Origin of the sequence: Mycobacterium sp., assembly GCF_049585075.1 — a bacterium.
Lineage (GTDB): Bacteria > Actinomycetota > Actinomycetes > Mycobacteriales > Mycobacteriaceae > Mycobacterium.
Genome location: NZ_JBAUZA010000529.1, coordinates 1 through 14,606, shown reverse-complemented (window position 1 = coordinate 14,606; position 14,606 = coordinate 1). Strand labels below are relative to the sequence as shown.

At 66.7% G+C, this 14,606-nt stretch carries 15 protein-coding genes; 6 read left to right on the top strand and 9 right to left on the bottom strand.

Annotated elements, in window-relative coordinates; all coding sequences use genetic code 11:
* Positions 1-758 (top strand): sensor domain-containing protein (locus WB785_RS24410; protein ID WP_424082616.1); only part of this gene is annotated, 758 nt, incomplete at its 5' end.
* 280 nt (positions 759-1,038) lie between these two features.
* Here the strand turns inward: WB785_RS24410 and WB785_RS24405 are convergent.
* Positions 1,039-1,908 (bottom strand): aminodeoxychorismate lyase, encoded by an 870-nt coding sequence (locus WB785_RS24405; RefSeq protein ID WP_424082620.1) that lies wholly within the window; start codon positions 1,906-1,908, stop codon positions 1,039-1,041.
* 114 nt (positions 1,909-2,022) lie between these two features.
* On the opposite strand from WB785_RS24405, the gene WB785_RS24400 reads away from it, so the two are divergent.
* A complete protein-coding gene (locus WB785_RS24400; RefSeq protein ID WP_424082614.1) occupies positions 2,023-3,117 on the top strand; it encodes a YgfZ/GcvT domain-containing protein in 1,095 nt (364 codons plus the stop codon).
* 134 nt (positions 3,118-3,251) lie between these two features.
* Entirely contained in the window at positions 3,252-3,428 is a 177-nt protein-coding gene (locus tag WB785_RS24395) for a DUF3073 domain-containing protein (RefSeq protein WP_424082612.1), read from the top strand.
* 60 nt (positions 3,429-3,488) lie between these two features.
* On the opposite strand, the gene purM is transcribed toward WB785_RS24395, so the two are convergent.
* The 3 genes from purM to WB785_RS24380 form a co-directional block, all read right to left on the bottom strand.
* Complete coding sequence (purM, locus tag WB785_RS24390) at positions 3,489-4,583, bottom strand: phosphoribosylformylglycinamidine cyclo-ligase (protein ID WP_424082610.1); 1,095 nt, start codon at positions 4,581-4,583, stop codon at positions 3,489-3,491.
* 59 nt (positions 4,584-4,642) lie between these two features.
* Complete coding sequence (gene purF / locus WB785_RS24385; RefSeq protein WP_424082608.1) at positions 4,643-6,202, bottom strand: amidophosphoribosyltransferase; 1,560 nt, start codon at positions 6,200-6,202, stop codon at positions 4,643-4,645.
* Between the two features lie 185 nt (positions 6,203-6,387).
* The gene (locus tag WB785_RS24380; protein ID WP_424082606.1) at positions 6,388-6,777 is read right to left on the bottom strand and encodes a sterol carrier family protein; all 390 of its coding nucleotides are present in this window, start codon (positions 6,775-6,777) and stop codon (positions 6,388-6,390) included.
* A gap of 55 nt (positions 6,778-6,832) precedes the next feature.
* On the opposite strand from WB785_RS24380, the gene WB785_RS24375 reads away from it, so the two are divergent.
* Positions 6,833-7,285, top strand: a complete 453-nt coding sequence (locus tag WB785_RS24375) for a PPOX class F420-dependent oxidoreductase (RefSeq protein ID WP_424082604.1) — start codon at positions 6,833-6,835, stop codon at positions 7,283-7,285.
* A 5-nt stretch (positions 7,286-7,290) separates the two neighbouring features.
* Here WB785_RS24375 and WB785_RS24370 read toward each other — a convergent pair whose 3' ends face one another.
* From WB785_RS24370 to WB785_RS24355, 4 genes are read right to left on the bottom strand one after another with little or no spacing between them, the layout of a single operon-like run.
* Positions 7,291-7,920: a lysostaphin resistance A-like protein gene (locus tag WB785_RS24370; protein WP_424082618.1), complete on the bottom strand. Its 630-nt coding sequence runs from the start codon at positions 7,918-7,920 to the stop codon at positions 7,291-7,293.
* Positions 7,920-9,626, bottom strand: a complete 1,707-nt coding sequence (locus WB785_RS24365) for an alpha/beta hydrolase (protein WP_424082603.1) — start codon at positions 9,624-9,626, stop codon at positions 7,920-7,922. Before WB785_RS24365 ends, WB785_RS24370 begins: the two co-directional genes overlap by 1 nt.
* Positions 9,623-11,917: a phosphoribosylformylglycinamidine synthase subunit PurL gene (gene purL, locus WB785_RS24360; RefSeq protein WP_424082601.1), complete on the bottom strand. Its 2,295-nt coding sequence runs from the start codon at positions 11,915-11,917 to the stop codon at positions 9,623-9,625. The genes WB785_RS24365 and purL overlap by 4 nt, the downstream gene beginning before the upstream one ends.
* 47 nt (positions 11,918-11,964) lie before the next feature.
* A complete protein-coding gene (locus WB785_RS24355; RefSeq protein ID WP_424082599.1) occupies positions 11,965-12,315 on the bottom strand; it encodes a VOC family protein in 351 nt (116 codons plus the stop codon).
* Between the two features lie 116 nt (positions 12,316-12,431).
* Here WB785_RS24355 and WB785_RS24350 point away from each other — a divergent pair, with 116 nt between their 5' ends.
* Entirely contained in the window at positions 12,432-12,830 is a 399-nt protein-coding gene (locus WB785_RS24350) for a nuclear transport factor 2 family protein (protein WP_424082597.1), read from the top strand.
* A gap of 15 nt (positions 12,831-12,845) precedes the next feature.
* On the opposite strand, the gene WB785_RS24345 is transcribed toward WB785_RS24350, so the two are convergent.
* Positions 12,846-14,099 carry a M18 family aminopeptidase gene (locus WB785_RS24345; RefSeq protein ID WP_424082595.1) on the bottom strand — a complete coding sequence of 418 codons (1,254 nt, stop codon included), beginning with the start codon at positions 14,097-14,099 and terminating at the stop codon, positions 12,846-12,848.
* Positions 14,100-14,159: 60 nt separating this feature from the next.
* On the opposite strand from WB785_RS24345, the gene WB785_RS24340 reads away from it, so the two are divergent.
* Positions 14,160-14,606: Dyp-type peroxidase (locus tag WB785_RS24340; RefSeq protein ID WP_424082594.1), on the top strand; the 447-nt coding region annotated here is incomplete at its 3' end.

Sequence of the window (14,606 nt, the reverse complement as noted above, 5' to 3'; positions counted from 1 at the left end):
CGCCGAAGACCGTCGCGCCACGGCCTGAGCCCACCCGGCCGAGTGTTGCGCCCACTGAAGATGCCCAGCCGTCCCGCAAGCGGTGGCTGATCGCGGGCGCGGCCGGGCTGGCGGTGGTGGTCGCAATCGTGGCGGCAGTGTTGTTCTTCACCGGCCAGCCGAGTCCTACCACGCCGTCCTCGGCGCCGGCCAGCCCGCCGCCCAGCGACTTGGGCGCGATTCTCCCTGGCGCAGCAGATCTGGCCACGACGCTGGGTGTGGCAACCCTGGAGCCCACCACGCAGACCAGTGTGATGCTCACCTCGCCGAACATGCCGTTGAACGGGACATGTCTCGGCGCGTTCGAACCCATCCAGGCTGCGGCGTATCAGGGCAGTGGCTTCACCGCCGTCCAGGGTCAGGGGTTTCGCTCAACCGAGCCGCAGAAGCGGGTCTTGGAAGCCGCGGTGGGGTTCCCGACCCCCCAAAGCGCCCACGAGTTCGTCCGGACATCCGCGGGCAGCTGGAGTGCTTGTGGGGGCCAAACCGTGACGGTGAACGACGGTAATCAGACCACCCCGTGGACCTTCGCCGACCTCAACGGCGCCCCGCCAAGGCTGGTGCAGCGGCGCACGCAGGCAATCGCTGACGGCCGGGCATGCCAACGGGTCTTGAGCGCGGTGTCCCATGTGGTCATCGACGTTGTCGCGTGCGGCACGAACATCACCAACGAGGCCGCGCAGATCGCTGACCAGATGGCCGCCAAGGTGACGCCATAACGCGGGTCATCCCCATATCGGCTGCCACAGAGCGTGTTTGGAGTCCAGGGCCAGACCCCAGGAAATGGGCAGCCCCCGAGCCATAGTTCCTGGTTGGACAGACCGGAGGCTCGGGGGCTGGGTGACTGCGGGGAATTCGCCAGCGCGCGCAGGTGATTCCTCGCCCGGTGCTGCTAGCGGGCAGCCACCTCACAAGTCCATTGAGCTATCAATTCGCGGACCACCTCCTTCCCTGTGTACGGCCGACCGTACCCGCTCAGCGCGGCGCCGACAACCGATTTCAGCGATCGCTGACGATGGCCGCGTCGACAAGTTCGGCGAACTCGGTCGCCATCGGTGCGCTCGGCAATACCTGGCCGTCGAGGGTATGAACGCGTGCTGCCAACGTCATGCTCGATACCAACCAAATTCCTTGCGCTGCAATAAGATCAGCCACACGCAACGCGCGATAGTCGCAGTCGTATCCCTTGGCGCGAGCCACTCCGAACAGCGCCTGCTGCGTGGTGCCGCGCAGTATCGGGTACCAGGGCGGCGGAGTCAGCAGGCACACACTGTCGCCGGCTGCTGTGCCACCGACGGCGATCACCACCGTCGACCGAGGGCCCTCCAGCACATAGCCGTCCGAGCTGACGAAAATGACGTCACCGGCGCCGTGGGCTGCGGCGTGCCGCAGCGCGGCCATGTTGATGGCGTAGGAGAGTGTCTTGGCGCCGGCCAGCAGCCACGGCATCGCCTCGACACCGGTCGCGGGCAGCTCGCGGGGCAGCGTCACCGCCGCCACGCCGTTGCGACGAACGGCGGTTATCCGATCGGCGATCGGATTCACAGTCACGTAGGCGGTGGGCGTCGAGCCGCGTTCTCGACCGCGGCTGTAGACCAGCCGCATCGCCGCCTCGTCGGCGGTGTCCGCGGCCCATTGCCGCGCCGCTAGGTCGATCGCGTGCCGCCAGCCCGCCAGGTCCGGCTGCGGCAGATCCAGCAGTTTCGCCGAATGGCTCAGCCGGCCCAGATGGGCCTCCACCAGGCACGGCTTACCGTCGCGGACCAGCAAAGTCTCGAAAACGCCGTCGCCCCGCACCGCGGCGAGATCGTCGGCGAACAGGAGTGGCGTTCCCGGCGGATGTACCTCGCCGTCGAGCGTGACGACCACGCCCAGGTGGCCTGTCATGGAGCAAAAGCTTAGTGGCGATCGCGAGCGCGGCGAAGCCGGGCGCTGCGGGTCGCCACCGTTAGGCCCAGCGGGTCGGGCCCGTAGAGTTGGTGTGTGTCCGCCGTCCCCGCCCCCGACACCGGTCCCGACGCCGGCGCGATCTGGCATTACGGCGACCCGCTGGGCGAGCAGCGGGCATCCGAAACCGACGCCGTGCTGGTCGATCGCTCGCACCGTCGTGTGCTCACGCTGGCCGGCGCCGACCGGCAGACCTGGCTGCACAGCATCTCCAGCCAACATGTCAGCGAACTCCCCGACGGCGCCAGCACGCAAAACCTCAGCCTGGACGGGCAGGGACGGGTCGAGGATCACTGGATCCAAACCGAGCTCGGCGACGTCAGCTACCTCGACACCGAGCCATGGCGGGGCGAGCCGCTGTTGGACTACCTACGCAAGATGGTGTTCTGGTCGGACGTGGTTGTCTCCGCCGCAGACTTCAGCGTGCTCTCGCTGCTGGGGCCGAAGCTCGGCGAACCAGCGGTGCTCGACGCGCTGGGAGTGGATGCATTGCCGGCCGAGATGACCGCGGTGCCGATGACCGGTAATGGCTTCGTGCGCCGGATGATCGGGGCGCAACCGGGCCAAGTCGAGTTGGACGTGCTGGTCGACCGACGCGAGTCCGCGGACGTGCAGCGTCGTTTGATGCAGGCGGGTCTGCGCCCGGCCGGAGTGTGGGCCTACGAGGCCCACCGGGTCGCGGCCGTGCGGCCACGGCTCGGCGTCGACACCGACGAACGAACGATCCCGCACGAAGTGGGTTGGATCGGCGGTCCGGGGCTGGGCGCTGTCCACCTCGACAAAGGCTGCTACCGCGGTCAGGAAACCGTCGCGCGAGTGCACAACCTGGGCAAACCGCCCCGCACGCTGGTGTTGTTGCACCTGGACGGGTCGGCGGACCGGCCCGCTACCGGCGACGCGGTGCTGGCGAACAGTCGCGCGGTGGGCAGGGTTGGCACCGTGGTCGAGCACGTCGATCTAGGCCCGGTGGCGCTCGCTCTGGTCAAGCGGGGCATACCGGCCGAGACCCAGCTGATCACCGGCGGCGACGCCGAGGTGCCCGCAGTGATCGACGCCGATTCCTTGCCGCCAGTCGACGCTCCCGGCGCCGGTCGGGTGGCCGTGGAGCGACTACGAGGAACGGCGCGATGACCATCTCCGCGGGGTGCGGGGCGCAACAGCGCACACCCACAGGGCACGGTAAGCTGTCGGCAGGACAATATAGACAAAAGATCGGAGCCGCCTACTCGTTGGGCCGCTCCGTTATTGCGCGAGGGGGTTCCCCCATGGGCCGCGGCCGGGCTAAGGCGAAGCAGACCAAGGTTGCTCGTGAACTTAAATACAGCTCACCGCAGACCGATTTCGATCGGCTTCAGCGCGAGCTTTCCGGGTCGGACGATGACGACGCCAACCAGCAGGACGGCGAAGACCCCTGGAGTGCCGAAGACGACTGGCGCCGCTGAAACTTTGCAGCTCCACCTGCGGCCATTTCTGGCCGCATTGTCATCCACTCAAGCTGATTTCTAAAACCGCGGGTGCTGCCCCACGAGCTTGGCCCGCGGGCTTTCTTTCCCGCCTTTGTTGATCGCGCCGATCGCCCAGCAGTCCAAATGCCGCGCGGTCAAGATCGCCAAAGCCCGGTCGGTGTCCTCCGGCGCCACCACGGCGATCATGCCGACACCCATGTTGAAGGTTTTCTCCATCTCGGCGCGGGAGACTCGGCCGCGCTGGGCAATCATCGCGAAGACGGGCGCCGGGGTCCAGGTGCCGCGGTCGACCTCGGCTATCAGCCCGTTGGGGATGACACGTTCCAGATTGCCGGCCAATCCGCCGCCGGTGACGTGGCAGAACGTCCGGACGTGGGTTTCGGCGGCCAGCGCCAGGCAGTCCTTGGCGTAGATGAGGGTCGGCTCGAGTAACTCTTCGCCGAGCGTGCGGCCGAATTCTTCGACGTAACCGGCCAAGTTCATCCGGTCGATCTCCAACAGCACCTTGCGGGCCAGCGAGTATCCGTTGGAATGCAGGCCCGATGACCCCATCGCGATAACAACGTCGCCGGGCTTGACCCGGTCGGGCCCCAGCACGTCGTCGGCTTCGACCACGCCGACCGCAGTGCCTGATATGTCGTAGTGGTCCGGCTCGATCAGACCGGGATGCTCGGCGGTTTCGCCGCCGAGCAGCGCGCAACCCGCGCGCATGCAACCTTCGGCAATACCGCCGACGATCGCGTTGAGCCGTTCCGGCACGATGCGACCCAAAGCGATGTAGTCCAGTAAGAACAGTGGCTCGGCGCCGCAGACCACCAAGTCGTCGACCACCATTGCCACCAGGTCCAGCCCGACGGTGTCGTGCTTGTCCATCGCCTGTGCGACCGCCAGTTTGGTGCCCACGCCGTCGCTAGATGCCGCCAGCAGCGGTTCGCGGTAATCGCTTCGGAGCGCGAACAATCCGGCGAAACCGCCGAGCTTGCTGCGCACCTCGGGCCTGGTGGCTTTGGACGCCAACGGCTTGAACAGTTCGACGGCGCGGTCCCCGGCTTGGATATCCACTCCGGCCGCGGCATAGGTGACGCCCGGGGCGGCCGGGTCTTTTCCGGACTTCTTTTTAAGGTCGGCCATTGTCGGTAAAGGCTACCGGTCGGCACCGAAACACGGGTATCGGCCACCGGTGCGCTGAGTTAGGGATGGCGCAGCACGGAGGCTTGCTCCGCCTCCGGCGATGTTTCGCGAGCCGCGATGTCGGCCTGCGTAGCTTCTCGCGCCGTCGTCGCGAGCATGTGCTCGACGACGTTCTTGCCTAACGCGGTCTCGCTGGGCAACTCGATCGGATAGTTGCCGTCGAAGCAGGCTGCGCACAGCCGCGAGGTGGGTTGCTCGGTGGCGGCGATCAGACCCCGTAGCGAGATGTATCCGAGCGTGTCGGCGTTGATGGCATGCCGCACCGCTTCGAGCATCTCGTCCTCGTCTTCGACCGCGTTCGCGATCAACTCAGCCGGCGACGGAAAGTCGATGCCGTAGAAGCACGGCCATTTCACCGGCGGCGAGGCGATGCGCACATGCACCTCGACAGCGCCGGCCTCCCGCAGCATCCTGACCAGAGCGCGCTGGGTGTTGCCCCGCACAATCGAGTCGTCGACGACGATGAGCCGCTTGCCGCGGATCACCTCTTTGAGCGGGTTGAGTTTCAGCCGGATACCGAGCTGACGGATGGTTTGCGACGGCTGAATGAAGGTGCGCCCGACGTAGGCGTTCTTCGTCAGGCCTTGCCCGTAGGGGATGCCGGACTCCTGCGCGTAGCCGACGGCGGCTGGTGTGCCGGATTCCGGGACGCCGATCACTAGGTCGGCGTCGATCGGGCATTCGCGGGCCAGCCGACGACCGATGTCGAGCCGGGCGCGGTGCACCGACCGGCCGGCGATCGTGCTGTCCGGTCGTGCGAGGTAGACGTACTCGAAAATGCAGCCCTTGGGTTCGGGATTGGCGAAGCGGGTCGACCGGACGCCATCGGCGTCGATAGCCAACAACTCCCCCGGCTCGATCTCGCGTACGAACGAGGCGCCGACGATGTCCAGAGCGGCCGTCTCGGAAGCGACCACCCAGCCACGGTCCAGGCGTCCCAGGCACAGCGGGCGTACGCCGTACGGGTCGCGTGCGGCGTACAACGTGTTCTCGTCCATGAACGTCAGGCAGAACGCGCCACGCACCGTCGGCAGCAGTTCCAGCGCGGCCTGTTCCACACTGGAATCGGCCGCGCCGTGGGCCAGCAATGCGCCCAGCATGTCGGAGTCGGTGGTGGCACAGGACATCCGGGTGTTGACCAATCCCGCTTCGCGGGCACGCGCGACCAGCTCGGCGCTGTTCACCAGATTGCCGTTGTGCCCCAATGCCACCCCGGTGCCGGCCGCGGTGTTGCGGAATACCGGCTGCGCGTTCTCCCATGTGGTTTGGCCGCTGGTGGAGTATCGGCAGTGTCCGATCGCGACGTGGCCTTCCATGGCGGCCAGTGTCTGCTCTTCGAAAACCTGGCTGACGAGGCCGAGGTCCTTGAAGACCAGCACCTGCGACCCGTCCGCGACGGCGATGCCGGCGGCCTCTTGGCCGCGGTGCTGCAACGCGTAGAGCCCGTAGTAGGTGAGTTTCGCGACTTCTTCGCCGGGGGCCCATACGCCGAATACGCCGCATTCTTCGCCAGGCGGGTTTTCTAGAGCCTCGGAGGCTACGGCTGCATGGGCGGTCACGGTCGGGCGGCTCCCTAGGGGGCGGTTTGGTGACGTAACGCAGTCTACGGAAACGACGGTGATGTGACCGAATCGGGCGGGCGTGTTGCGTCAGGTCCCAAGCGTTTTTCCTGGCCGAAGCGTCCCACCGGGTGCCAGCTGTCACATATGTCACACAACGCACTGATTCGCGGGCGGGGCAGGGCCTAACCGGCCAAGCCCACCACCGGCAGCCAGGTCTGGATCTCGGCGGCCCGCGAGCCGGACAGCCACAGCGCCCCGGTGGCGCTGGCATCGGTCACACCCAGAAACCCGGTTGCCAGTAGCAGCCAGGTTCGCGGATCGGTCTCGACCACATTGGGTGGCGTGCCGCGGGTATGCCTGGGCCCGGAAATACACTGCACGGCAACAAAAGGCGGAATTCGGACCTCGACGCTTGCGCCGGGCGCCTGTTCGGCCAAGGTGTGCGCGGTGAGTCGAACCGCTGCCGCCAGATCCGCTCGGTTCGGAGCCGGACTGGTGTCGTCGCGCAACCAGGCTTCGACAGCCCGGACGGCGTCGCGGGTCTTAACCGGATCGGCTCGATGACGGGCCATCGCTATAGAGTCTCATCCTTGACCTCAACCGAAGTTGAGACTTTAGCCTGGGGCTATGTCGTTTCTAAAGTCGTTCAAACCGCATGAAATTGAGTACATGAAGGCCGGCGGGCACGCGCGGTTGGCCACGATACAACCGGACGGCACCCTGCAGAACAATCCGGTCGGCTTCACCTACAACGAAGACCTGGGCACCATCGACATCTACGGCTATCGCATGTCGAAAAGCCGCAAGTTCCGCAACTTGGCGTCCAACAACACCGTCGCGCTGGTGATCGACGACATTGCGTCCCGCGACCCCATGCGGGTGCGCTGCCTGGAGGTCAGGGGGACCGCCGAACAAGCGGAGTCCGGCGAGCGGCGCAGCGAACCCAGCGGTGAGGAGATCGACACCGCGATCATTCGGATTACCCCGCGGCGCATCATCAGCTTCGGTATTGACGACACCGAGACCGAGCCGCACAAGCTGGCCTTCGACAGCCGGGACGTGCCGACGACTGCCGACTAGGACCCCTAGCGCGACGGCCGCTGAACGGTCAGTGCCGCCGCCGCGGCGGACTCGTTGATCGCCAAGTGCGCCAGCATCGGCGCAATCAAGCTGCCGGACCGTTCGGCCAGCCACCCGAATATCCAACCCGCGCCGCCGGTAGCCAACACGGTGGGTAGCACCGGCTCGCCGGTCGCGCGCGCATCGGCGATGTGGGAGAGGCCAAAAGCAACGGCCTGCAACAGACGACCGCCGGGGGCACCGAAAGCACGGCCGGCTACCGCGGCCAGCGCCGCCCGGAATGCCGCCTCCTCGCCCCACACCGTACCCAGCGGTATCTGCACCGCCAGCCATGTCGATGCCGAGGCTGGCAGTTCCCGTCCGAGCATCGAAAGCCGTACGGCTGGAACGGTTGTCGCCGCCACTACTCCGGCCGCAGCCGTCACTGCGGCCACCAGCCCCAGACGTGTGCCGGCCCACAGCGGTGGCGGGCGCAGGCCAAGCTGTGCCCTCGTCACCAAAACCAGCAGCCCGGCAAGTCCGGCCTGCACTGGTGACCGGCTCCGGGCGGGTAGCCCGGGACCGACGAAGCTCCAGCCGACCAACGCCGCGGCCAGCCCGAGCGCCCGTGCAGGGCGAAAAGCATTGCGCTGCATCATGCTTCAGACTGGTTCAGTGCAACACGCACACGCTCGGTGTCGACTGCTGTCCAGCCCTCCGGCGGCGCCACTGCGACCCACCCGTCCAGGATGTCGTTGCTGTAATTGTGGCCGTGTCCACCGGGCACCCCCTCAGCGTTAGTCAGGTCGGCGCTGACTTGCCAGAACGTGACAACCGGATACCAATGCATCAGCGCGGTGCGGTCCTGACCGCGGGGTTCGATGAGCCACTCGGGCTGGGTGAACAGTAGATCGGGTGACCACCACACGACCGGGTCGGATGGGTGCTGCAGAAAGAGCACGCGAGTGCCCGGCCATGGCGGCCCGGCCAGCACGCTGATGTCTGCAGGAGCGTTGGCTTCGGAGAACCGCACGGTTCGCCCGTTGTCGTAGCGCGGCTGTACCTCCATCGTGTGAGGGTCGCGCCGCACAATCAGGGCATGCCACAACGGACTTTCATGTGGCGGCCCCACCCACAGCACCGCGTCGAAGCCCATCGCGCGGATGTCAGGCAGCCACCCGAATGCGGCCTGGCCGGCCATCGAGCCCAGGCTCTCGCCGTAGAGCACCAATTTTGGCCGGTGGTCGGGCGGAAGTTGTTGCCAGCGTTGGTGAACCGTGTCGATCAGCATTCGGCCGGCATCCATGGACTTCTGCCGGTCGGCGAGGAACGAGATCCAACTGGGCAGGTAGGAATACTGCACACCGACGATCGCGGTGTCGCCGTTGTACATCATCTCCAGCGAGGCCGCCGCCACCGGATCGATCCAGCCGGTGCCGGTGGTCGGCGCGATGACCAGCATTTTGCGGGTGAACGCGCCGGTGCGCTCGAGTTCGCCGACGATCGTGGCCAGTCGGCCTGGGTCGTCGGGTGCGGTGTGCAGTCCCGCGTACACCCGGATGGGCTCCTTGGCGGGCCGGCCGTTGAGCCGAGTCAGTTGAGCTGCGTGCGGACCGCTGGCGACAAAGTTGCGGCCCTGAAAGCCCAGCGAATCCCAGGGCGCCAACGACGCTGGGCTGCCGGATTTTTCCAGGAGCACCGGTTGCGACACGCCGGCTGCGGTGGCGGTGTCCCGCGGCTGGAACACCGCGTTGGCGCCTGCGAAGAATCCCCGGACCAGGACGCCGTTGAACAACATGATCAGCAGCGCCACAACGATAGTCGTGCCGATGAATAGCGCCACCTCGTCGTGCACGTGCCATCGCCTGATCAGCATCCGCGCCAGCAGCTTGACGGCGTCGATGAGTACCCGAAACGTTGACACCAACAGCGCGCCGACAACGACAGCGACGATCAGCGTCCGCAAATAACCCAGCGTCGTCGGACCCTCGATGCCCATCAGCGCGGACACCTGCCGCTGCCAGGAGGCGGCCGGAATCACCATCAGCACACAGGCCGTCGGCGCGATCGCCACGACCGCGGCCTTGAGCCAGAACAGCACCCGTGCCGGTGGCGGCCACCACCGGGCACCCCGGAGCACCACCCGGTAGATGGTCTTGCCGATGACCACGCCAAGGCCATAGCCAAACGCCGCGTTGATACCGCCGATCAGACCCTGGAACACCCAGTCCCGCGGCATCAGTGACGGTGTCAAGGACAGGCAGAAGAACAACGCGCCGAATGCGATCCCGACGAACTTCAGCCGCAGCAGGTTCCACGCCCACACCACCAACGGATGCCGTTGGCGAGGTTCGATAGTCATCGAAGAAGTGCGGCCAGCACTCCTTCGGATGTGCTGCGCAGCTCTGCCAGGGACACGGTGAACAGACCCTGAACCTCCACCGCGTCCGAACCTTGGTCGACGACACCTATGCGGGCGGCCGGCACGCCGCGCGCCTCGCACATCGCGCGGAAGCGACTCTCCTCGGTGCGCGGCACGGCTACCAGCACTCGGGCCGCCGACTCGGAGAACAACATGACAAACGGATCTGTATCCTCGGGAAGCACAATGCGACAACCTGTTTCACCCGCAAGCGCCGATTCCACCACTGCCTGCGCCAGCCCTCCTTCAGACAGGTCGTGGGCAGCAGACACCAACCCGTCTCGGGACGCGGCGCTTAGTACATCGGCAAGGAGACGCTCGCGGGCCAGGTCAACCGCGGGCGGCAGTCCGCCCAGATGGTCGGCGGTGACCTGCGCCCAGACTGATCCGTCGAATTCGTCGCGGGTGTCGCCCAGCAGCATCAGTGTCTCGCCCGGCTCGGTACCCATCGCCGTCGGAATGCGCCGGGCGACGTCATCGATCACGCCCAATACGCCGACCACCGGGGTAGGCAGTATCGCGGTCGACCCGGTTTGGTTGTAGAAGCTGACGTTGCCGCCGGTCACTGGAATACCCAGGGCCGCACAGCCATCTGCCAAACCGCGTACCGCCTGGGCGAACTGCCACATCACGCCGGGGTCTTCCGGTGAGCCGAAGTTGAGGCAGTTCGTCACCGCCACCGGGGTGGCGCCGGTGACGGCGACGTTGCGGTATGCCTCGGCCAGCGCGAGCTGGGCGCCGGTGTAGGGATCCAGCAGCGTGTAACGCCCCGACGCGTCCGTGGACAGCGCGATGCCGCGGCCGGTGGACTCGTCGACGCGTAGCACTCCACCGTCGGCGTGTTCGGCCAACACGGTGTTCCCGCGCACAAGGCGGTCGTACTGCTCGGTTATGAAGGCACGACTGCACAGATGTGGACTACCAAGCAGCGCAAGCAAAGTCGCGCGTAGTTCATCGCCAGTGACCGGTCGGGGCAGGCTGCTGGCCCGGTCGTCGTTCAACGCATCCTGCGAGTCAGGCCGAGCCACCGGGCGCTGATACACCGGTCCCTCGTGGGCCACGGTCCGTGGCGGCACGTCCACGACCGTCTCGCCGTGCCAGGTGATTCGCAACCGGTCGCCGTCGGTGACCTCGCCGACCGCGGTGGCTAGTACTTCCCATTTGCGGCACACCGCCATGAACGCGTCCACGTTCTCCGGTGCGACGACGGCGCACATCCGCTCCTGCGACTCGCTGCAGAGCACTTCGGCCGGGGTCATGTTCTTGGTGCGCAGCGGAACGGTGTCCAGTTCGACCAACATGCCGCCGTCGCCGGCAGAGGCCAATTCCGAGGTCGCACAAGCTATTCCAGCTCCACCGAGATCCTGGATGCCGATCACCAGGCCGGCTGCATACAACTCCAGACAGCACTCGATGAGCACCTTCTCCATGAACGGGTCGCCGACCTGCACCGACGGGAGCTTTTTGCGGCCCGACCCCGACTCGTCGCCGCCAAAGGTCTCCGATGCCAGCACTGACACGCCGCCGATGCCGTCAAGCCCGGTACGCGCACCGAACAGGATGATCTTATTGCCTGCGCCGGACGCGAACGCCAAATGCAGGTCCTCTTGGCGGAGTACGCCCACACACAGCGCGTTGACCAACGGGTTGCCGGCATAGCAGGCGTCGAACACCGTTTCGCCGCCGATGTTCGGCAAGCCCAGTGAGTTGCCGTAGCCGCCGATGCCACGCACCACACCATCGAGCACGCGCCGGGTGTCCGGGGCATCCGCAGCGCCGAATCGCAGCTGGTCCATCACCGCCACCGGCCGAGCGCCCATCGCCATGATGTCGCGGACGATGCCGCCGACGCCCGTGGCCGCACCCTGGTAGGGCTCGACGTAGGAGGGGTGGTTGTGAGATTCCACCTTGAAGGTGACCGCCCAGCCGTCGCCGATGTCGACCACACCGGCGTTCTCCCCGATGCCGGCCAGCATCCCGGCCCGCATCTCCTCGGTGGTGGTCTCACCGAAGTACCGCAGGTGGACCTTGGACGACTTGTACGAACAGTGCTCGCTCCACATCACCGAATACATCGCCAGCTCGGCGTCGGTGGGGCGGCGTCCCAGGATGTCGCGGATCCGCTGATATTCGTCGTCTTTGAGACCCAGTTCGCTGAACGGTTGCGGCTGATCAGGGGTGGCCGCGGCCTGCTCGACGGTATCGACCGCATGAGTAAGCCCGGACGTCACTGCAACAGTCTAGATTGGCGGCCCGCCCGGCTGCGGGACGAGACGGCCTACTGCCCGCCGGCTATGTCGAACGCGTTGCCCTCGGGGTCGGTCAGCACCACCCAGCGAAAGTTGTCGCCGATGCTGTGCCGGCCGACCTCGGTGGCGCCGGCGGCAACAAGCCGCGACACCTCGGCGTCGACGTCAGCCGCGCCGAAATCGACGTGCACCCGGTTTTTCCCTGGCGTGGGATCAGCCACCTTCTGAAAGCCCAGCCGTGGGCCTTCGGGCCGCATAACAGCGAAGAACTCGCCGGGCAGCATCTCCTGGACCTGGCCGTCGAACTGCTCGGCCCACCAGCCGGCCAGCTTCGCGGGGTCGCTGCTGTCAAACGTGACCATCTCTACATTGAGTGTCATGCCGTCTACTTTATTACCCGCGGCGATGACCTCCGAGGTAATTGCGGAACAGCACGCAGCCGAGACACTCTGGCCGTAACGCGCTCGTCCGGAGCGTCAGAGCCACTGGAGGAATCATGACCGACGTTCAATCCGCTTCTCCTGCAACCGTCTTCAGCGCCGAGATGTTTGCGGCGTTCTGGGCGGCGCCCGATATGTCCCGCGGAATGGACATCCTGGCCGACGACATCGTCGGCTACTGGCCCGGCAACCCCGAGCCGGTGCGCGGCGTCAAGGCGTACACGGCAAAGATCGCCGAGCTGCTCACCGCTGCCCCAGACCTGCACCTTGAAGTCGTCGACAGCGCAACCGTTCCGGGCGCCACCGAGGACGAGCAGCTGTTCTTCCTGCACTACACCGGCCGCGGAACGGGTCCCGACGGGCCATTCGAGATCCGCGGGATCGATCGGGTCCGCACCCGCAACGGCATCGTGGTGGAGAACGTGATTCGCTACGAGCCGCTGTTCGTCAAGTAGCGCCTTAGCAGCCGGTCAGCCCGGCGACAAGAAGGCCCGCAGAGCCGCCGCGTACGCGACGACGTCGCCCGCGCCCATCAATTCCCGTGCTGAATGCATGGCCAGCTGAGCAGCGCCCACGTCGACCGTCGGGATACCGGTCCGCGCCGACGTCATCGGACCGATCGTCGAGCCACAGGGAAGGTCGGCGCGGTGCTCGTAGCGTTGCAGCGGCACGCCGGCCTGCTGGCAGGCCAGCGCGAACGCGGCGGCGGTGCGACCGTCGGTGGCGTAACGCAGATTCGGGTGCACCTTGACCACCGGACCGCCATTAATCGCGATCAGGTGTCCCGGCTCGTGCCTCTCCGGGTAATTGGGATGGGTGGCGTGCGCCATGTCCGCCGAGGCGACCATCGATCCCGAAAGCCGTCGCAGAAAGTCCTCCCGTCCGCCGCCACCGGCCAGCACGATGCGTTCCAGCGTGGTGAGCAGCAGCTCGGAGTCGGCGCCGTGATCGGAGGTCGAGCCCACCTCCTCGTGGTCGAACAGCGCCAGCACGGGCAGGTATTCGCCCATGCCGGCGTCCAGGAACGCTGCCAGCCCCGCATAGCAGGACGCCTGGTTGTCCAGCCGCGGCGCGCTCACGAACTGCTCACCCAGCCCGGACAGCGTCGACGGGGTCAGGTCGTGGGTCATCAAGTCGGCGCCGAGCACGTCATCGGGATCGACGCCGGCTTGCGCCGCGACGTAGCCGATAAACGACGGGGTTCGATCGTCGGCTCCCCACACCGCGTTGACGTGGCGCTGCGGATCGAGCGTGAGCGACTTGCGGTCCTCCGCAAGGTGGATCGCCAACTGCGGCACGCGCAGTATCGGCGCATCGATCCGCACCAGCCGGTGGGCGATCCCACCGCCGTCACGGATCGAGAGTCGCCCGCTGATGCCCAGGTCGCGGTCCAGCCAGGAGTTCAGCCAGACGCCGCCATACGGCTCCAGCGCCACGACCCGCCAGCCGGCGACTTCGCGGTCGGGGTGTTGCTTGACCCGCAGGTTCGGGCTGTCGGTATGTCCGCCGATGATCCGAAACGGGCGAGCACCGGTGGTGCTGTCCCAGCCGACCAGCGACCCGGCCCGTACGGTGAAGAACTTGCCCGCCGAGGGCCATTCGTCTGCTTCGGCCAGCTCGGTGTAGCCGGCGGCGCGCAGCCTGGTCGCCACGGTGGTACAGACGTGGTACGGCGATGGGGACTCGTCGATGAATTCGCACAAGCCCCGCGCGGTAGCCGCCATGTCCTTCATCTTTTCATCACGCTCGTTGCGGCGACCCGCGGGCACGTTAGGGTCGAACGCGTGCCCGCAGTGCAGCCGCAACCGGTTCTCGCACCTCTGACTCCGGCTGCGATCTTCCTGGTGGTCGCCATCGATGACGGCGGCGAGGCGGCGGTGCACGATGCGTTGCCGGAGCTCTCCGGACTGGTGCGGGCAATCGGGTTCCGCGATCCCACAAAACGGTTGTCGGTGATCGCCTCGATCGGCTCCGAGGCGTGGGACCGGTTGTTCACCGGTCCGCGTCCTGCCGAGCTGCACCCGTTCGTCGAGCTGCACGGTCCGCGGCATGCCGCCCCGGCCACTCCGGGCGATCTGTTGTTCCACATCCGGGCCGAGAGCATGGACGTCTGCTTCGAGCTGGCCAATCGCATTCTCAAGTCGATGGCCGGTGCAGTGACCGTGGTCGACGAGGTGCACGGCTTCCGGTTTTTCGACAACCGCGACCTGCTGGGTTTCGTCGATGGGACC